We start from the raw sequence: 18,739 nt of genomic DNA, 5'->3' as shown, positions 1-18,739 counted from the left end.
GGCCGCTGCTGGCAGAGCTGCTCGTCGGTGCTGCGTAATACGCTGGGGCGATGACCGACGACTCCCTGGATCCCGAGCTCATCGAGCTCGCCAATGCCCTGCTGGACGCCGCCCGGACGGGCGACGCCGAGACCGTGCGCGCCTTCCTCGACAACGGCGCGCCGGCGAACCTGCGCGACGCCTCCGGGAACTCCCCGCTCATGCTCGCCGCCTATCACGGGCACGCCGCGCTGGTGACCGAGCTCGCCGCCCGCGGCGCCGACGTGGACCTGCTCAACGACCGCGGCCAGTCCCCGCTCGCCGGCGCCGCCTTCAAGGGCTTCACCGAGGTGGCGACGGCGCTGCTCGAGGCCGGGGCGGACCCGGACCTCGGTGAGCCGAGCGGCCTGGCGACGGCGCGCTACTTCGAGCGGGCCGAGATCGTGGAGCTGATCGAGGCGCGTCAGGCCTGAGCCGACGGGACGGGCTCAGGCGCTCGCGGGGCGCAGCACCATCGCGACGTGCTCGATCCCGGCCTCGAGGAACACGTCGCTCACCGTCTCGAAGCCCATCGAGGCGTACCACGTCTCGAGATACGCCTGGGCGTCGAGGTGCACCTCGGCGCTCGGGGCGAGCTCCCGGGCCCGCTCGAGCGCCGCGACCATGAGGCGCCTGCCGTGGCCGCCGCGACGACGGTCCGCACGCACCGCGACGCGGCCGATGCGGAGCGCGCCGTCCGTCTCCCGCAGCAGGCGCAGGTGCGCGATCGGCGCGCCCTCCTCCTCGAGCCACAGCAGCTCCGTGGTCGGCTCGAGCTCGCGCCCGTCGAGATCCGCGTCGGTCGCGCCCTGCTCCATCGTGAACACGTCCTGGCGGAGCGTCACCAGGAGGTAGAGGGTGCGGGCGGAGAGGTCGTCGAGGACGGCGCGGTGCAGGTCGGGCGGGGCGGCGGGCTGGTCGGGCATGGGCGTCAGGGTACTGCCGTCGTCACCGCTCACCGCGCGAGCGCCCAGGGCGCGGCGGGATGCTCGCGGGTCCATCCCGCGCGGCGGCTGCGAACCCGCTGGCAGCGCGGGCACCAGAACACGGTGCGGGCGGCGATCTCGCCCGAGCGCACCGTCGTCCCGCACAGCCGGCAGGGCAGGGTCTGGCGGTGATAGACGTAGAAGGACTCCTCCCGGGGCACCACGTCCGGGTCCTCGTCCCCGTTCTGGCGGGTGCCGCGGGAGCGTTCGACGATCCGCGCCTCGATCTGCCGGTGCTCGGGCTGGGTGGTGACGATCCGTCCTGTCCGTGCGCCGTAGGCCATCAGCGCGACCAGGTCCTCCCACATCTCCTCGCACATCCCGGCGGTGAGATCGCGTCCGGGCACGAAGGGATCCAGTCTCGCCCGGAACAGCAGCTCGGCGCGGTAGATGTTCCCGATCCCGGCGACGACCTTCTGGTCCATCAGCAGCGCGCCGATCGAGGTGCGGGAGCGCCGGATCCCCTCGACGAAGCGGCGCCGTGCGGAGCCGTCGGGGTCCGGGCGCAGCGGGTCCGGGCCGAGCCGGTCCAGCACCCGCTGTCGGCCCTCGGCGTCCAGCACCTCGCAGGCGGTGGGGCCGGTGAGGTCGGCGAGGCCGCGGGGGCCGGCGATCCGCAGCCGCACCGTCTCGCGCGGCACGATCCGCCGCCAGTCGACGGAGCCCTCGCTCTCCTCCTCCCGCTCCCCGATCCTCAGGCGCGGGGCGCCGATCGCGTGGGCGCCTGCAAAGCCGGGATCGCCCGCGAAGGTCCAGGACCCGTACAGGCCCAGGTGGACGTGGACGTGCCGCACCGACGGATCCGCCGCGTCGACCTCGGCCGTGGGGGCGAAGGGCAGGAAGAGGTGCTTGCCCACCGCCTCGGCGCCGAGCAGCACCTGGCCGTCGAGCTGCGTCGCGTCGGAGAAGCGTCCCTGGGGGCTGGAGGTGCGCACCCGCTGCCCGCCGAACCCCCGCGCGAAGGCGGCGGCGAGCCGATGGACGGTGTGGCCCTCCGGCATCAGCGCGCGTCGGCGCCGGCGCCCTGGTCCTCGCTGTAGCCGCCGGTGGCCTCGTAGCGGGCGACCAGGTCGATGCGGCGCTGGTGGCGCTCCTCGCCGGAGAACGGCTCGGCCAGGAACACGTCGATCAGCGCCTCGAGCTCCTCCTCGGAGTGCTGGCGGGCACCCACCGAGATCACGTTCGCATCGTTGTGCTCGCGGGCCAGGCGCGCGGTCTCCTCGTTCCACACCAGCGCGGCGCGGACGCCGGCGACCTTGTTCGCCGCGATCTGCTCGCCGTTGCCGGAGCCGCCGATGACGATGCCGAGGGAGCCGGGCTGCGCGACGACGGCCTCACCCACGTCGGTGCAGAAGGGCGGGTAGTCGTCCAGGGCGTCGTACTCGTGGGCGCCGTGGTCGGTGACCTCGTGCCCCTTGTTCTCCAGCTGGGCCACCAGGCGGTTCTTCAGCTCGAAGCCGGCGTGGTCGGTACCGATGTGCACGCGCATGTCGTGGATGTCTTCCTGTCGTGAGGAGGGGCGAGGAGGCTCGTCGGGGACGGGCTGTGCGGTCAGCTGAAGTCGACGCCGCCGGAGCGGGAGCGCTTGAGCTCGTAGAAGCCGTCGACCGAGGCGAGCGTCGCGAGCGCATCGAGCAGCTTCCCGGCCTCCTCGCCCTTCGGGGCCGGGGAGACGACGGGGCCGAAGTAGGCGGTGCCCTCGCCGAAGGAGATCACCGGGGTGCCCACCTCGTCGCCGACGCGGGAGATCGCGCCCTCGTGCGAGGCGCGCAGCGCCCTGTCGGTCTCGTCGCCGGCGACCGGCTCGTAGGTCTCGATCAGCTCGGCGGGCAGGCCCGCGTCGGCGAGCGCGGCGACGGCGGTCGCGCGACGGTCCTCGTTCTGACCGCCGACGTGGTAGCGCTCGCCCCACGCGGTGTACCAGCGGGCGAAGGCCTCGTTGCCCTCGGCGGCGTCGATCGCGATCGCCAGCCGGGCCGGGCCCCAGGAGTCGTCGAGCATGGCGCGATAGCCGGGATCGAGGTCACGGCCCTCGTTGAGGACGGACAGCGACATCACCGAGTAGGACGGCTCGATCTCGCGCACCTCGGCGGCGTGCAGGAGCCAGCGGCTGGTCATCCAGGCGAAGGGGCAGACGGGGTCGACGAACAGCTCCACGCGACGGGCAGTCATGGACTCTCCTCGGATCGGGGGTGGTGAGCCCCCATTGTCGCACCGGCGCGCCCGCCGTGCGTCGGCCCGCTCACGGCGAGGGAAAACACCTTGCCCCGCAGGGTCCGGACGGGTTGGATCGGACGAGTGCTCGACTCCTCCCCCGCCGCGGCCGCGGCGACCTCCTCCCCGGCGCGCCCCGCCCCCGGCGTGCTGCGCTCCATCGTGCGCACCCACCGTCGCACCCTCGCACTCATCCTGCCGCTGGCGACCGTGTCCGAGGGCGTCGAGATGCTCATGCCGATCGTGCTGGGCCTCCTCATCGACCACGGCATCCTCGCCGGCGATCTGCGGCTGACGGTGCTGGGCGCGGCGGGGCTGATCCTGCTGCGCGTGCTGGGAGTGCTGCTGTGGGTGTGGACCTTCCTGCTCTCGCAGAAGGCGGTCATGTACGAGCGGCACCGGCTGCGGGTGGGCCTGACCGGCGCGGTGCTCGACCCGCGCTCGCGCACGGTGCGCCGCCCCGCCGGCGAGGTGCTCTCGATCGCCACCTCGGATGCGGACAAGGCGTCCGACGTGATGGACATGATCCCGTGGGTGGTCCCCTCGACCCTCGCGGTGCTGGGCGCGACCGCCTATCTCGCCGTGATGGACCCGTGGCTGGGACTCGCGATGGGGCTGGGCATCGTGGTGATGGTGGTGGTGATCCGCGTGATCACCCCGACCCTGTCCGCCCGCTACGACGACCAGCAGTCCCAGGCCGCGGAGGCCGCCGCGACCGCGACCGACCTCGTGCACGGGCTGCGGGTGCTGCAGGGCCTGGGCGTGCAGAGCCGGGCACGGGCGACCTACCGCCGCCGCTCCCGCACCGCGCTGGACGCGGCGCTGGTCAACGCCCGCTACTCGGGCCTCTCCTCGGGGCTCACGACCCTGGTGACCGGGACGATGCTCGCGGCCGTCGTGGTCCTCGCCTCGCTGCGCACCCTCGACGGCGCGCTGACCCTCGGCGTGCTGATCGCCGTGGTGGGCCTGGCCCGCTACGTGATGGGGATGCTGCAGGGCCTCTCCGGCGCCCCGGTGTGGTGGGCCGGCATGTCCACCTCCGCGCGTCGCGTGCGGGACCTGTACACGGACCTCGGCCGCACGGTCGACGACCCGGAGCTGACCCTGGACGTGCTCACCACGCAGCGCGACGAGCGCGGCAGCCGCAGGACGGGCCGACGCGGCGCCGCCGGCGGCCTCCACCTGCCGTTGCTGTCCGTCGCCGACGGCGAGGTGGTGGCGCTGGCCTGCGCGGATCCGGCCGACGCCGCGGACGTGATCGACGCGGTCAGCGGCCGCGTCGACGGCGGCGCCCGCGTGGGCGAGGTGGCGATCACGCCCGAGGACCGGCTGGGCCTGCGGGCGGACCTGCTCGTCGAGCCGCACGTCGTGGACCTCTTCGACGGCACCCTGCGCGAGCAGCTCGCGACCCGCGCCCCCGAGCAGGGCCCCTCGCCGGACACCGGCGACGACGGCTGGGCCGACGCGGCGCTGCACGCCGCCGGCGCCGAGGACCTGCTGCGGATCCTGCCCGAGGGCTACGACACCCGCATCCTGGACCGCGGCGCGAACCTCTCCGGCGGGCAGCGACAGCGGATCGCGCTCGCCCGCGCCGTCGCCGCGGACGCGCCGGTGCTCGTGCTGCACGACCCGACCACCGCGGTCGACGCCGTCACCGAGCAGAACATCGCCGAGGCGCTGGTCGCCGCACGGCACCGCACCGACCGGGCGACCCTGCTGGTCACCCGCGCCCCAGCGCTGCTGCAGGCGGCGGACCGCGTGGTCTTCGTCCGCGACGGGCGGATCACCGCCGAGGGCGAGCACACCGATCTGATGAGACACGAGCAGTACCGGGAGGTGGTGCGGCGATGAGCGCATCGCAGGGATCCCAGGGGACCCGCATGCCGGGCCTGGACTGGGACCGACCGCTCGAGGAGGTCCTCGGCGAGGACGCGACCGCGCGCCGTCAGCTGGCCGAGCACGCGCAGCTGCTGCCCATCGCGGGCCCCGGCGCCTCGATGCGCTTCATGCTCGCGCGGCTGCGGGAGCACTGGCTCTCGGCCACGGCCACGCTGCTGATCACCGTCGGCGGCGCGGTCGCCGCCGCGATCCTCCCCCGTCTGATCGGCTCCGCCGTGGACGTGGTCGCCGCCGGCGGCTCGAGCGCCGAGGTGTGGTCTCTGGGGCTGCGGATCCTCGGGGTCGGGGTGCTCCAGGCGGTGCTGATGGCGGCGGGCTGGTCGATGATCTCCGCGCTCGGCCAGCGGATCCTCGCCGGGATGCGCGAGGACGTGATCGACCGCGCCCTGGACCTGCCCGCGCAGACCATGGAGCGCACCGGCATCGGCGACGCCCTCTCCCGCGTCGCCGACGACGTGGACGTCGCCGCCCGGGCGGTGAACAACCTCGTCCCGAACCTCATCCAGCTCGGATTCCTGGTGCTGATCACCCTGGGCGGCATGGCGATGCTCTCGCCGTGGCTGCTGCTCATGGTCGTGATCATCGTGCCGATGTACGTGCTGGCCGCGACCTGGTACCTGCGCCGCACCGGCCCGATCTACCGCCGCGAGCGGATCGCGATGGGCGCCCGCGCCCAGGGCCTGCTCTCCGCCATCCACGGCATCCCCACCGTGCACGCCTACGGCATCGAGCGGCGCGAGACCCGCCACGTGGCCGTGCTCTCGGAGACCGCCGCGCTGCTGAACATGCGCGTGATGCACCTGGTCAGCCGGCTGGTGCTGGTCCTGAACGTGCCCGAGAACCTGGCGCTGGCGATGGTGATCGGGGTCGGCTTCGTGCTGGTGCAGACCGGTGCGGCGCCCGTCGGCCTGGTCACCGCCGCGGCGGTGTACCTGGTGACCCTGTTCTGGCCGATGATGGCGGTGATCTTCAACCTCGACGAGGTCCAGTCGGCGCTGGCGAGCCTGGCGAGGATGGTCGGGGTGATCACCTCGATCGACCCCGCGGTCTCCCCCGGCACCGAGGTGCCCCGCGACGCCTCGATCCGCCTCGAGCAGGTCTCCCACGCCTACGGCGAGGACGAGGACGGGAACGAGCGGATCGTGCTGCGGCCGCTGGACCTCGAGATCGCCCCCGGCGAGACCGTCTCGCTGGTGGGCGCCTCCGGCGCGGGCAAGTCGACCCTCGCCGCGATCATGGCGGGCACGCTCATCCCGCGCCACGGCCGGGTGCTGCACGGCGGTGCGGATCTCGCGAGCGCGGATCTCGAGGCCGTCCGACGCCATGCCTCGATCGTCTCCCAGGACGTGCACGTCTTCCGCGGCACGCTGCGGGAGGACCTGCAGCTGGCCGCCCCCGACGCCTCCGACGAGCTGCTGCGCGTGGCGCTGGCCAGGGTGGAGGCGCTCGCCTGGGTGGACCGGCTGCCGCAGGGCCTGGACACCGAGGTGGGCGAGAAGGGCGAGCGGCTCACCGCCGAGCAGTCCCAGCAGCTGGCCCTCGCCCGCGTCTCGCTGCAGGATCCGGCAGTGCTGATCCTCGACGAGGCCACGGCCGACGAGGGCTCCTCCGGGGCGCGGGTGCTCGAGCGCGCGGCGCTCGAGGTCGCCCGCGGCCGCACCACGATCATCGTCGCCCACCGCCTCTCGCAGGCGCGGGTCGCCGACCGGATCCTGGTGATGGCCGACGGTGCGGTCGTCGAGCAGGGCACCCACGACGAGCTCGTCGCCCGCGGCGGGGACTACGCCCGGCTGTGGGAGGCCTGGGCGGGCTGAGCCCTTCCGCACCGGTCCTGCCGGGCATCCCCCGTCGGGACCGGCCCGGTCAGCGGCGGCGCAGGACCAGCGCGCCCGCGGCGGCGAGGGCGAGACCGCCGAGGCCCAGCACCCCGGCGCCGGCGAGGCGGCGCGCTGCTCCTCCTCGCGCTGCTGTGCCTCCTCGGCGCAGCGGGCCTGGCCTGGACCGCGCTGACCTGAGCCGACGCTCCGATTCGGCGCCCGCCGCGACGGCGTGCCGCCACCGGCTGAGATGACGACGAGGTAGGGTCGCCCCATACGCCTACCCCTCCACGGGCAGCGCAGCCCCGGCCCGGTGGCCGGTCGGTACGGGGCGTCCGCGGAGGCCGATCCGGCCGGGACCTCCACCATGTCTTCCACCCCGCGCTGGTCGCCCGGCGACCAGGTGACCTGGACCTACTACACCCCGCAGCACCCCACCCGCACCGTCCGCCCCGGCACCGTCGTGCTCGACGACGACCGCGGCGTGGTGGTGTGGATCGCCCCCGGCACCGAGGTGCTGCTGCCCGTGCTCGAGTCCGGGGCGGCGCTGCGCCGCGCCGGCGACGAGGGCATGTTCACCGCACCCCGCGTGCAGTCCAAGCAGCTCTGGACCGGCAACGGGATCCTCATGATCGGCCTGCCCGACAAGCCCTACTCGATCTGGCTGTTCTACAAGGACGACGGCTCGCTGGGCTGCTACTACGTCAACCTCGAGACCCCCTACGAGCGGACCGAGGAGGGCGTGCGCACCCGCGACCTGGTGCTCGACCTCGTGGTCCTGCCGCGCCGCGACTGGCACTACAAGGACGAGGACGAGCTCGAGGGCGCCGAGCGCACCGGATACTTCAGCCCCGAGGAGGTCGAGGGGATCCGCGCCGCCGGCCGCGAGGCCGAGCAGCACATCGCCGAGTGGACCTACCCCTTCTCCGCCGGCTACGAGTACTTCTTCCCGGACCCCACCTGGGAGCTGCCGCGGCTGCCCGAGCACTACAGCTGGGACCTGGACCTGACCCGACGCTGAGCGCAGGGGCCGGGCCCGGTGGCAGGATGGCCCCATGTCCTCAGAGAACCTCACCCGGGACGAGGCGCGCCGCCGCGCCTCCTTCCTCAGCACCGACGCCTACGAGATCCGGCTGGACCTCACCACCGACGAGCGGACCTTCCGTACGGAGACCACGCTGCGCTTCGACGCCGCGGAGACGCAGGAGACCTTCCTCGACCTGATCGCCGAGGAGGTCCACGAGATCGAGCTCAACGGGGAGCTCCTCCCCGATCCCGCCTCCCGCTTCGACGGCGCCCGCGTCCGCCTGCCCGCCCTCGCCGAGGGCGCGAACACCGTGCGCGTCCTGGCCACCGGCCGGTACATGAACACCGGCGAGGGCCTGCACCGCTTCGTCGACCCCGTCGACGACGAGGTGTACCTCTACACCCAGTTCGAGGTCTCCGACGCCCGGCGCATGTTCGCCTGCTTCGAGCAGCCCGACCTCAAGGCGACGTACCAGCTCACCGTCACCGCGCCCGACCACTGGCGCGTCATCTCCAACTCCCCCACACCGGAGCCGACGGTCGCGGGCGAGGGCACGGCGACCTGGACCTTCTCCCCCACCGAGCGGATGTCCACCTATCTCGTCGCGCTGATCGCCGGCAACTACCAGGGCGGGACCGGCGAGGTCACCGCGCGCGACGGCCGCACGATCCCGATGGGCGTCTTCGCCCGCGCCTCTCTCGCAGACCACGTCGACGCCCAGAACGTCATCGACGTGACGCGCGCCGGGATCGAGTTCTACGAGCAGGCCTTCGACCAGGACTTCCCGTTCCGCAAGTACGACCAGGTCTTCGTGCCCGAGTACAACATGGGCGCGATGGAGAACCCCGGCGCGATCACCTACGTCGAGTCCTACGTCTTCCGCTCCGACGTCGCCGACGCGGTGCGCGAGCGGCGCGACCTCACCATCCTCCACGAGCTCGCCCACATGTGGTTCGGGGACCTGGTGACCATGCGCTGGTGGGACGACCTGTGGCTGAACGAGTCCTTCGCCGAGTACGCCTCCACCCTCGCCAGCGCCGAGGTGACCCGCTGGGACGACGCCTGGACCACCTTCGCGCTGTCGGAGAAGAGCTGGGCCTACCAGCAGGACCAGCTGCCCTCCACCCACCCGATCGTCGCCGACATGGTCGACCTCGAGGCCGTCGAGACGAACTTCGACGGCATCACCTACGCCAAGGGCGCCTCCGTGCTGCGCCAGCTGGTCGCCTACGTCGGACGGGAGGAGTTCTTCGCCGGCGTGCGCGCCTACTTCGCGAAGCATGCCTGGGGGAACACCGAGCTGCGCGATCTGCTCACCGAGCTCGAGGCCACCAGCGGCCGCGACCTGACCCGCTGGGCGCAGCTGTGGCTGCAGCGCTCCGGGGTCAACACCCTCGCCCCCGTGATCGAGCACGACGCCGACGGCGCCGTCTCCCGCTTCGCGATCCGGCAGACCGCCCCGGCGGAGCACCCGGTGCTGCGTCCGCACCGTCTGCAGGTGGGCGGCTTCTCCCTGCAGGACGGGAAGCTGGTGCGCACCGAGACGCTCGAGCTCGACGTCGACGGGGAGCTCACCGAGGTGCCCGAGCTCGCCGGGCGCCGCGCCGATCTCTGGCTGCTCAACGACGGCGACCTGACCTACACGAAGGTGCGCCTGGACGCCGACTCCCTCGCCGTCGCGATGGAGCACCTGCGCGACCTCGAGGACCCGCTGGCTCGCACCCTGCTGTGGTCCGCCGCCTGGGACATGGTGCGCGACGCCGAGCTGCCCAGCCGCCGCTTCCAGCAGCTGGTGCTCGCGAACCTCACCGGGGAGAGCTCCTCCTCCGTGGTCCGCACCCTGCTCCAGCAGCTCGAGTCCGTCGCCGGCCCCTACGCCGCCGCGGAGGAGCGCGCCGGCCGCACCGAGCAGGCGGCCGACGCCGTCTGGGCCCTCGCCCAGGAGGCCGAGGCCGGCTCCGACACGCAGCTGCAGCTGCTGGAGAGCTTCGCGCGCCTGGCCCGCACCACCGAGCACCGCAGCACCCTCGAGGGGCTGCTCGGCGGCGGCATCGCCCTGCCCGGCCGCGAGATCGACACCGATCTGCGCTGGAAGCTCGTGATCTCCCTGGCCGTGCTCGGCGGGATCGACGCCGCCGGCATCGACGAGCAGCTCGCGGCCGACGACACCCAGTCCGGCCGCAAGCACGCCCTCACCGCCCGTGCCGCGCTGCCCACCGAGGTCGCCAAGGCCAAGGCATGGCGCCGCACGGTCGAGAAGGACACGCTGGCCAACGAGTCGGTCACCGCGGTGGTGCAGGGCTTCCGCCGCGTCACCGACGAGACGCTGATCGCCCCGTACCGCCCGCGCTACTTCGAGGAGATCTCCCGGATCTGGGCGGAGCGCTCGAACGAGATCGCGACCCGCCTGGTCTCCGGGTACTTCCCGCACTCCTACGGCGGGCAGGGCGTGCTCGAGGCCGCGGACCAGTGGCTCGCCGACTCCGAGGACGCGCCCTTCGGCCTGCGCCGCATCATCGTCGAGGGCCGCGACACCGTCGCCCGCCAGGAGCGGGTGCGCGCCGCGGACGTCGAGTGAGCCGACGGTGACGAGCCTCGCCCCGTCCGGACCATGACGGCCCCGGCGGGGCGAGGATATCGTCGAGGACATGCCTGACGACTTCCCTCCCGACCTCGGCCCCCTGCTCGCGACGCCCTCCACGGACGAGGCGCTGAGCCTCGCCGACCAGCTGCTCCAGTGGCTCGCCACCAGCGGCGTGAAGATCGTCGTGATCCTCGTGGCGGCCACCGTCCTCAGCCTGGTGGCCGGCTGGCTGCTGCGCCGCTTCTTCACCACGATGGTGCAGTCCGGCTCCCGGATCTCGAACGCGGCGAGCACCGTCATCAAGCGCGATCCCCGCTCGCAGAAGGCCGCCCAGGCACGTCGCGAGCAGCGCGCCGAGACCCTCTCGAACGTCGCCCGCAACGTGGCCCGCGCCGTGATCTGGGCGATCGCGTTCATGATGATCCTCTCCGAGATCGGCGTGAACATCGCCCCGGTCATCGCGAGCCTCGGCGTGGTCGGCCTCGCCGCCGGCATCGGCGCGCAGACGATCATCAAGGACGTCGTCGCGGGCATCGTCATGCTCTTCGAGGACATCGTCGCCGTCGGCGACTGGGTGGACCTCGAGTACGCCGAGGGCACCGTCGAGTCGATCAACCTGCGCGCCACCCAGGTGCGCGGTATGGACGGCGTGCTGTGGACGGTGCGCAACGGCGAGATCATCCGCGTGGGCAACTACGCGCGCGGCTTCTCCAACGCCGTGGTCACCCTCGACATCGACGCCGGCGCCGACGATGAGACGGTCACGAGGATCCTCGAGCAGGTCACCGCTGATCTCCGGTCCGACCCGCAGTGGAAGGAGCTGATCCTCGCCCCGGCGGACATCAGCGGCATCCTCGACGTCGACGGCAACCGCTACCAGCGCCGCGTCGTGGTGCAGACCGTCCCCGGCCAGCAGTGGGGCGTCGAGCGGGAGCTGCGGGCACGGATCCGCGCCGGCTTCGCCTCCGCCCACGTCGCCTTCGCCCTGCCCCGCTTCGTCGAAGCGGGCAAGTGACCCTCGCCCGCCCCTGAACAGACGGAGCACGACCATGACCACTCCCGCAGGCCGCTCGCCCGAGCAGCAGAGCTTCTACGACGCCGTCGGCGGCGCGCCGACCTTCGCCCGGCTCGTCGAGCGGTTCTACGAGGGCGTTGCCGAGGACCCGCTGCTGCGCCCGATGTACCCCGAGGAGGACCTCACCGGGGCGAAGCACCGCCTGGAGACCTTCCTCGCCCAGTACTGGGGCGGGCCGAAGACCTACGGCGCCGAGCGCGGGCATCCGCGGCTGCGGATCCGCCACGCCCCCTTCCCCGTCTCGCCCTCGGCGCGGGACGCCTGGCTGCGCCACATGCGCGTCGCGGTCGATGAGCTCGAGCTCGCGCCGCTGCACGAGCAGACGCTGTGGGACTACCTCGAGCGGGCCGCCCACTCGATGCTCAACACCGTCGATGGCGGCGAGGCGCCCGCGGCCGGGCAGCAGGTCCCCGACCGGCTCTCCTGAGAACGGTCGATGGTTTGCTTTCCCCCCCGGCCTATGAGAGCGTCTGGAAACAGCATTCTTCATGAGAATCAGGGGGGAGCCACATGAACACCCGCAATGCTGCAAAAGCGACCACACTGGTTGCGACCGCAATTCTTGCAATGACCGCCGGTCTCACGTCAGCCCATGCCGACACCAGCAAAGCTGCAACAGCGAATCCCATCGAGTCGACGTCGGCAACTGATCCAGATCAGCAGTCTCTTACCGCAGAAGATGGCACCGTGGTCACCTTCACGCTCGACCCAGCCGCACAGACATTGACCGTCACCAATACTCGAGGAGATCGAGAAGTGGTGACAGTCCCCGAAGACGTCATGAGGGACCTCACCTCGGACGCGGCCGCTGCCACGCCGGGCGCGATCTCACCCCAGCGAGTGAGCGTCGAGACATGCAAGAACATTCTCTCCGCCGCAGGGTATGCCAATGGCATCGTGTGGACACTTGCGACGATCGCTGCCGCACCGACTCTTGCAGGATCGCTCGTCGGGGCGGGAGCGGGCGTCATCACCTCAGCGATGATCACGGAAGCGGGACGCCTCTGCAAATGAATGAATCCACCACTGCCCGACAGGGCCAGCACACCGATAGACGCCACCGTCTCGAACGGTGGTGGGCCGGACTCTCTCGGGCCAAAAGATTCCCGGTGATCGCGGCGTTGATCTTCATCCCTCTGGGACTGATCTCCACCGTGAGCTTCTGCCAGCTGATCCGCGATCCGAGCCTGGCGCCCGGATTCCAGTGGTCCGCGGCACTCCAGCTGGCGACGGGCGTGGCGTGCATCTTCTGGTACCGCTCGCCTGCCAAGAGCAGGCGAGCGGTGCTCGCACATACCGCACTCGGCGTGGCACTTCTTCTGAGCACCGGCTTCGCGCTGTACATAGGGATGCAGGCGCTGCGCGCGCAGGTTCTCGGTGTGGGCCTGCTGCAGGCTGCGGGGCTCTGATAGGTGGCCTCCACCGAAGTCAGTCCCGGAAGGTCAGCGGCTCGCCCGTGAAGGCGCGCAGCGACTCGCGGGCCTCCTGCTCGAGGCGGACCGGGGAGCCGGTCTCCGCGTCCACCAGCACCATGACGGTGCGGGCGCGGGCGTAGGGCGCCCTGCCCTCGGGATCGTCGCGGGTGAGGACGAGATAGTCCGCGGTCAGGCTCGCCCCGCCGATGCGGGAGAGCCACAGCCGCACCACCACGCCGTCGCGGCGGTGGCCGAGCTGACGGACGTACTCGATGCGCTGGGAAGCGATGACTGTCGCGATGGCGGCGTCCTCGGTACCGGCGCCGCTGACCGGCAGCGCGGCGGGCGGCTGCTGCGCCCCGAGCTCGAGCTGCTCGGGCGCGGGCTGCCAGAAGGCCGCGATGCGGGCCTCCTCGAGCAGGCGCACCATGGCGGCGTTGTTCACGTGCCCGTAGGCGTCGAGGTCGGTCCAGCGCACGGGGACGGGCACATCCAGCGGTGCGGGGTGCTCGGGCGTGGCGTCGGTGGTGATCGTGAACTGCATGATGCTCATGCTAGATCCCCGGACCGGCACGGCCTGACCAGTACGATCGGGGCATGACCGCCTCGAACCCCGACCACACGCGCGTCGCCGCTGGCCTCGTCGACCTGCTGGACCTCCGCCCCGTCGACGCCGCGGGGGCGGCCTCCTCCGCCACCGCCGTCGCCGTCTACGAGGGGGACTCCTCCCCGCAGCCCGGCGGTCACGTCTTCGGCGGCCAGGTGATGGGCCAGGCCGTCACCGCGGTGGGCCGCACCGTCCCGGAGGGCCGTCGGATCCACTCGATGTACTCCTACTTCCTCGCCCCGGGCGATCCCGCGCACCCGATCCGCTTCGAGGTCGACGCGCTGCGCGACGGCGGCTCCTTCTCCGTCCGACGCGTGCTCGCGACCCAGCCCGGCCGCACCGAGGAGGAGGGCGAGCGCACGATCCTCGCCATGACCGCCTCGTTCCAGGAGGAGCAGGAGGGGCTCGAGCACGCCGAGCACGCCCCCGAGGCCCCGGACCCCGAGGGGCTGCCGACGACCGCCGAGGTGCTCGCGGGCATCGAGCACCCGGTCGCCGAGTACTGGTCCACGCAGCGGCCGATCGACATCCGCCACGTCACCGACCCGATCTACCTGCGGCCCGACGCGAACGGCGGCACGATCGACGCGCAGATGGTGTGGATGCGCACCCTCGCCCCGGTGGACGCGGACCCGCTGCTGCACGACTCGATCCTCGCCTTCGCCAGCGACTACACGCCCTTCGAGCCGATCCTGCGCAAGCAGGGCCTGAGCTGGATGACGCCCGGTCTGAAGATGGCGACCATCGATCACGCGATCTGGTGGCACCGCCACGTGCGGGCCGACGAGTGGCTGCTGTACGTCCAGCGCTCCCCCTCCGCCTCGGGCGGGCGCGGTCTCACCCACGGGCAGATCTTCGACCGGTCCGGGGAGCTCGTCGCGACGGTCACGCAGGAGGGCATGATCCGCGCGCCGCGCCGGGGCTGATCCGCCGCGGCGGATCGGGCGGGGCCGTGATCCGTCGGTTCCGCCGCCGGTCAGGACATGACCGTGCGGGCGGCCCCCTGGGCGCGGGGAAGCGCCTCCTCCGCCGTGGCGTCGCCGCGGAACACCTCGGCGATGATCGCGAGCGCCTCGCCGGTCGCCTCCGCGGAGCGGGCCCCGTGCTCGGGGAGGGCCGGGTCCTGCGGCACCTCCACCGCGGAGACGTCCACGCCGACGCCCGCCCAGCTCTCCTCCCACGCGCCGCGCAGGTCGCGGTGCGCGGGGATCCCGAGGCGGTTCTCGGCCAGCGGCCGCTGCCCCTCGACCGAGCCGAGCCAGCCCAGCAGCCTCCCGATCGCCGCGGCGCGGTCCGCGTCGTCGGGATCCACACCGGCGGCCGCGACGGAGTGCACCAGCGGACGGGCGCCCTCGGGCCCCGCGACCACCGGGTGCAGGGTCCACTCGAAGGCGCCGTCGATCTCCTCGACCAGGGTGTGGAGGTCGTAGGTGCCGGTCTGCAGCAGCCCCAGCCGCCCGCCGACGAAGAGGTCCCGGCAGCGGCCGGGCTCCTCGAGGGTCTCGGCCGCGGCGGGCGCGAGATGGGAGGAGGCGAGGTCGGCGAGGTACTGGATCGCGGCGACGCCCTGCTCGGTGGCGAGGGTGACGGCGCCCCCCTCGTCCTGCCAGGCCCCGCCCTGCCCGGCGAGGAACGGGCCGAGCACCGAGGAGCGGTCGGGATGGGCGCTGAAGCCGTGGGTGGTGCGGGCGGCGGGGTCGAAGCCCTCGTCCCCGGGATGGCGGCCCTCCCCGTCGGCGGTGAGGGCGGTGGCGAGCTCCCGCAGCGGATCGGAGCCCGCGCCGGGGTCGAAGACCAGCGCGGAGGCGTCCCCGCCCGCGGCGGCGACGAGGCCCTGGTTCGCGATCAGCAGGCTCTGGTCGTAGTACTGGGGCACGCCCCACAGCGTCTCGTCGATCCGGTGGAGGTCGGTGGCGACCTGCTCCCAGGCTGAGCTGTCGCCCCCGACGATCTCGCCGACGTCCAGCAGCACCTCTGCGGCCTGGGTCTCGGCGAGATGGGCGGTGTTCATCCACAGCACGTCGGGCAGGGTGCCGCCGGCGACGTCGAGCGGCAGCTGGGTCCAGTAGTCGTCCCAGCTCAGCACCTCGAGCTCGACCTCGATGCCGCTGTCCGCGGTGAACGCGGCCAGCGACTCCTCGTAGGCGGCGCCGGCCGCCTCGCTCCACACCCGCATCCTCAGCCGGTCGCCGTCCTCGAGCTCGGCCGGGCCGCCGCGGGAGCAGCCGGAGAGGGCCCCGACTCCGGCCAGTCCCGTCGCGGCGGCGGTGAGCAGGAGCTGTCGACGGGTCGGCACGGGTTCGAGGCCTCTCTGACGGGTGCGTGGGGCGGGGAGCCTCAGGCGGTGGTCACCAGCCCGAGCTCGGCGCGGGAGGACAGCACCGGATGCTGCGGGGTGACCCGCACGGTGAAGCCCACCCGGCCGGGGACGGCGAGGGTGAAGCGGGCGGCGAAGCGCACTTCATCCCCGCGTCGCAGCGGGATCAGCTGCGGATCGATGATCTCATCCCCGTCGGCGACCTCTCCCAGGACCGCCTCGACCAGCACGTCCTCGTCCGCGAGGCCGGCGAGGTCGACCTCGGCCGAGAGGGTGACCTCGGCGCCGGTCGCCACCCGGTCCCCGGTCGTGCCCTCGAGGCGCACATCGCGCACGGCGATCTGCGACCACACCTGGCCCACGCGTGCCTTCCACTCGGTGAACGCCCCGGCCAGCGCGGGATTCGCAGCGAAGGCGCCCGCGGCACGAGCGGCCGGGAGGTAGAGGTCGGTGACGTAGTCGCGCACCATCCGGGCGGCGGTGATCTGCGGGGCGATCCGCACCAGGGAGGAGCGGACCTTCGTCATCCAGCCGCGCTGCATCCCGCGCGCGTCGCGCTCGTAGAACAGCGGCGCGATCTCCTGCTCGAGGATCTCGTACAGCGCCCCGGCCTCGATCCGGTCGCGCTCGACCTGGTCGGCGACGTCCGCGGTCGGGATCGTCCACCCGGCCGCATCGTCCTTCATCTCGTCCCACCAGCCGTCGGAGATCGAGAAGGTCAGACCGCCGTTGAGCACGGCCTTCATGCCCGAGGTGCCGGAGGCCTCCTCGGGGCGGACGGGATTGTTCAGCCACACGTCGGCGCCGGCGATCAGCACCGAGGCCATGCGGATGTCGTAGTCGGGCAGGAACACGATCCGGTGGCGCACGCCGTGGTCGTCGGCGAACTGCACCAGCTGCTGGAGGAACTCCTTGCCGGGGCGGTCGGCCGGGTGGGACTTGCCCGCCACGACGATCTGGACCGGGCGCTCCTCGTCCAGCAGGATCCGCTTGAGACGCTCGGGATCCGAGAGCATCAGCGTCAGCCGCTTGTAGGTCGAGACGCGGCGGGCGAAGCCGATGGTCAGGACGCCCGGGTCGAGGATGTGGTCGGTCCAGGCGAGCTCGGCCTCGTCGGCCCCGCGGCGCAGCCAGGAGTCCTTCACGTGCTTGCGCGCCATCGCCACGAGGTCCGCGCGCAGCGCGTCCCGGGTGGAGGTGAGCTCGTGGTCCGTGAGGGCCGACAGCGCGCTCCAGTCCGACATGGAGGAGATGTCGACGTCGCCGAGCGCCTTCTTGTACAGGTCGTCCATGTGGGCGGAGGTCCAGGTGCGGCGGTGCACGCCGTTGGTGACCGAGCCGATCGGGACCTCGGGCACGTCGAAGCCCGGATACAGGTTCTGGAACATGGCGCGGGAGACGGCGCCGTGGAGCTTCGCGACGCCGTTGGAGCGCTGGGCGATGCGGAAGCCGAGCTGGGCCATGTTGAAGATGTCGCCGCCCTCCTCGATGCCGAGCGCGAGCGCGGCCTCGACCGGGAGGGAGGGGATCAGGCGGGAGAGCCCGTTCTCGTCGGCGTCGAGGTAGCCGCGCAGCTGCGAGGCGTCGAAGCGGTCGATGCCGGCGGGGACCGGGGTGTGGGTGGTGAAGACGGTGCCGGCGCGCACCTCGGCGACGGCTTCGGAGAACCCGGCGCCGGCCTCGATCAGGCGACCCACGCGCTCCAGCCCGGAGAACCCGGCGTGGCCCTCGTTGAGGTGGAAGACGGTGGGGGCCGGTCCGCCGGTGACGCGGGCGTACTCCTGCACGGCGCGGACGCCGCCGATGCCCAGGACGATCTCCTGGACGATGCGGTGCTCGTGATCGCCGCCGTAGAGGCGGTCGGTGATCTGGCGGGCGGACTCGTCGTTGCCCTCGACGTTCGTGTCCAGCAGCAGCAGCGCGACCCGGCCCACCTGGGCCTTCCACACGGCGATCGCCACGTCGCGGCCGCCAGGGAGGGTCACGCGGACGGTGAGCTGGGTGCCGTCCTGCTCGAGGACGGGCTCGACGGGGAGGTCGGCGGGGTCGTTGAGGCGGTACTCCTCCTGCTGCCAGCCGCTGCGGTCCAGGGACTGGGAGAAGTAGCCCCACTGGTAGAGCAGGCCGATGGCGGTCAGCGGGACGCCGAGGTCCGAGGCGGACTTCAGGTGGTCGCCGGCGAGGATGCCGAGGCCGCCGGAGTAGATCGGCAGGGTGGGGGTGATCCCGAACTCCATGGAGAAGTACGCGATCGAGGAGCCCTGGCCGGTGCCCTGCTCGCCCGGGACGGTGCGCTGGAACCAGCGGCCGGAGTCGAGATAGGTGCGCAGGTCCCCGACCTCGGAGCGCATCCGTGTGAGGAAGGACTCGTCCCGCGCCGCCTCGGCCAGGCGCCCGGCGGGCACCATGGGCAGCATCGTAAAGGGGTTCTCGCCGCTGTCGACGAAGGCCTGCGGGTCCAGGCTGCGGAACAGGTCGACGGTCTGTCGACGCCAGGACCAGCGCAGGTTCAGCGCGAGATCGCGCAGGGGGGCGAGGGCGTCCGGGAGCTCGGAGGCGACGGTGATCGTGGAGATCGGCTTCATGGCCCCCAAGATACCCGAGCCGGGGCTCCTTCTTGCAATGGTCTTGCGTGTCGGGATCACCGAAGACCGGGAGAATTTCTGGACCCTCACCAGCACTGTTGGGACGTCTCCCGTTCATCCGCGCGAGTGGCCGTCGCGATCTGTCAACCCTCTTGCAAGAACTTTCAGCGGACTCCGCTCCCCCCTTCCTCCCCC

At 72.4% G+C, this 18,739-nt stretch carries 17 protein-coding genes; 10 read left to right on the top strand and 7 right to left on the bottom strand.

The genetic code is table 11. The features are described 5' to 3' along the window. Positions 1 to 50 precede the first annotated feature (50 nt). Complete coding sequence (locus L3K22_RS13275; protein ID WP_263311792.1) at positions 51 to 452, top strand: ankyrin repeat domain-containing protein; 402 nt, start codon at positions 51 to 53, stop codon at positions 450 to 452. A gap of 15 nt (positions 453 to 467) precedes the next feature. Here L3K22_RS13275 and L3K22_RS13270 read toward each other — a convergent pair whose 3' ends face one another. The 4 genes from L3K22_RS13270 to L3K22_RS13255 all read right to left on the bottom strand — a co-directional run bounded on the left by L3K22_RS13270 (position 468) and on the right by L3K22_RS13255 (position 3,176). Next, positions 468 to 944: a GNAT family N-acetyltransferase gene (locus L3K22_RS13270; RefSeq protein ID WP_263311791.1), complete on the bottom strand. Its 477-nt coding sequence runs from the start codon at positions 942 to 944 to the stop codon at positions 468 to 470. Between the two features lie 29 nt (positions 945 to 973). Next, positions 974 to 2,005, bottom strand: a complete 1,032-nt coding sequence (locus tag L3K22_RS13265; RefSeq protein WP_263311790.1) for an Fpg/Nei family DNA glycosylase — start codon at positions 2,003 to 2,005, stop codon at positions 974 to 976. After that, positions 2,005 to 2,493 (bottom strand): ribose-5-phosphate isomerase, encoded by a 489-nt coding sequence (locus L3K22_RS13260; protein ID WP_263311789.1) that lies wholly within the window; start codon positions 2,491 to 2,493, stop codon positions 2,005 to 2,007. Before L3K22_RS13260 ends, L3K22_RS13265 begins: the two co-directional genes overlap by 1 nt. Before the next feature lie 62 nt (positions 2,494 to 2,555). Next, entirely contained in the window at positions 2,556 to 3,176 is a 621-nt protein-coding gene (locus tag L3K22_RS13255; protein ID WP_263311788.1) for a mycothiol-dependent nitroreductase Rv2466c family protein, read from the bottom strand. Positions 3,177 to 3,302: 126 nt separating this feature from the next. On the opposite strand from L3K22_RS13255, the gene L3K22_RS13250 reads away from it, so the two are divergent. The 8 genes from L3K22_RS13250 to L3K22_RS13215 all read left to right on the top strand — a co-directional run bounded on the left by L3K22_RS13250 (position 3,303) and on the right by L3K22_RS13215 (position 13,029). After that, positions 3,303 to 5,069: an ABC transporter transmembrane domain-containing protein gene (locus L3K22_RS13250; RefSeq protein WP_263311787.1), complete on the top strand. Its 1,767-nt coding sequence runs from the start codon at positions 3,303 to 3,305 to the stop codon at positions 5,067 to 5,069. Beyond that, positions 5,066 to 6,931, top strand: a complete 1,866-nt coding sequence (locus L3K22_RS13245) for an ABC transporter ATP-binding protein (RefSeq protein ID WP_263311786.1) — start codon at positions 5,066 to 5,068, stop codon at positions 6,929 to 6,931. Before L3K22_RS13250 ends, L3K22_RS13245 begins: the two co-directional genes overlap by 4 nt. A gap of 370 nt (positions 6,932 to 7,301) precedes the next feature. After that, entirely contained in the window at positions 7,302 to 7,955 is a 654-nt protein-coding gene (locus L3K22_RS13240; RefSeq protein WP_191457820.1) for a ribonuclease FAU-1 family protein, read from the top strand. A 34-nt stretch (positions 7,956 to 7,989) separates the two neighbouring features. Then, positions 7,990 to 10,539, top strand: a complete 2,550-nt coding sequence (pepN, locus tag L3K22_RS13235) for an aminopeptidase N (protein ID WP_263311785.1) — start codon at positions 7,990 to 7,992, stop codon at positions 10,537 to 10,539. A gap of 70 nt (positions 10,540 to 10,609) precedes the next feature. Continuing rightward, positions 10,610 to 11,560 (top strand): mechanosensitive ion channel family protein, encoded by a 951-nt coding sequence (locus tag L3K22_RS13230; RefSeq protein ID WP_263311784.1) that lies wholly within the window; start codon positions 10,610 to 10,612, stop codon positions 11,558 to 11,560. A gap of 34 nt (positions 11,561 to 11,594) precedes the next feature. Further along, a complete protein-coding gene (locus L3K22_RS13225; RefSeq protein WP_263311783.1) occupies positions 11,595 to 12,047 on the top strand; it encodes a globin in 453 nt (150 codons plus the stop codon). Between the two features lie 83 nt (positions 12,048 to 12,130). Then, the gene (locus L3K22_RS13220; RefSeq protein WP_263311782.1) at positions 12,131 to 12,634 is read left to right on the top strand and encodes a hypothetical protein; all 504 of its coding nucleotides are present in this window, start codon (positions 12,131 to 12,133) and stop codon (positions 12,632 to 12,634) included. A 95-nt stretch (positions 12,635 to 12,729) separates the two neighbouring features. Beyond that, on the top strand, positions 12,730 to 13,029 hold the full coding sequence (locus tag L3K22_RS13215; RefSeq protein ID WP_126984476.1) for a hypothetical protein: 300 nt from the start codon (positions 12,730 to 12,732) through the stop codon (positions 13,027 to 13,029). Positions 13,030 to 13,048: 19 nt separating this feature from the next. On the opposite strand, the gene L3K22_RS13210 is transcribed toward L3K22_RS13215, so the two are convergent. Further along, the gene (locus tag L3K22_RS13210; protein ID WP_263311794.1) at positions 13,049 to 13,579 is read right to left on the bottom strand and encodes an acyl-CoA thioesterase; all 531 of its coding nucleotides are present in this window, start codon (positions 13,577 to 13,579) and stop codon (positions 13,049 to 13,051) included. A 53-nt stretch (positions 13,580 to 13,632) separates the two neighbouring features. On the opposite strand from L3K22_RS13210, the gene L3K22_RS13205 reads away from it, so the two are divergent. Beyond that, positions 13,633 to 14,568: an acyl-CoA thioesterase gene (locus L3K22_RS13205; protein ID WP_263311781.1), complete on the top strand. Its 936-nt coding sequence runs from the start codon at positions 13,633 to 13,635 to the stop codon at positions 14,566 to 14,568. Positions 14,569 to 14,618: 50 nt separating this feature from the next. Here the strand turns inward: L3K22_RS13205 and L3K22_RS13200 are convergent, their stop codons facing one another. Both L3K22_RS13200 and glgP read right to left on the bottom strand, forming a co-directional pair. Further along, positions 14,619 to 15,938: an ABC transporter substrate-binding protein gene (locus L3K22_RS13200; RefSeq protein ID WP_263311780.1), complete on the bottom strand. Its 1,320-nt coding sequence runs from the start codon at positions 15,936 to 15,938 to the stop codon at positions 14,619 to 14,621. A gap of 41 nt (positions 15,939 to 15,979) precedes the next feature. Next, on the bottom strand, positions 15,980 to 18,544 hold the full coding sequence (glgP, locus tag L3K22_RS13195; RefSeq protein ID WP_263311779.1) for an alpha-glucan family phosphorylase: 2,565 nt from the start codon (positions 18,542 to 18,544) through the stop codon (positions 15,980 to 15,982). Positions 18,545 to 18,739: the final 195 nt, after the last annotated feature.

Origin of the sequence: Brachybacterium atlanticum, assembly GCF_025669985.1 — a bacterium.
GTDB lineage: Bacteria > Actinomycetota > Actinomycetes > Actinomycetales > Dermabacteraceae > Brachybacterium > Brachybacterium conglomeratum.
The sequence above is the reverse complement of the archived record's forward strand: the minus strand, read 5'-3'. Positions and strand labels throughout refer to the sequence as shown.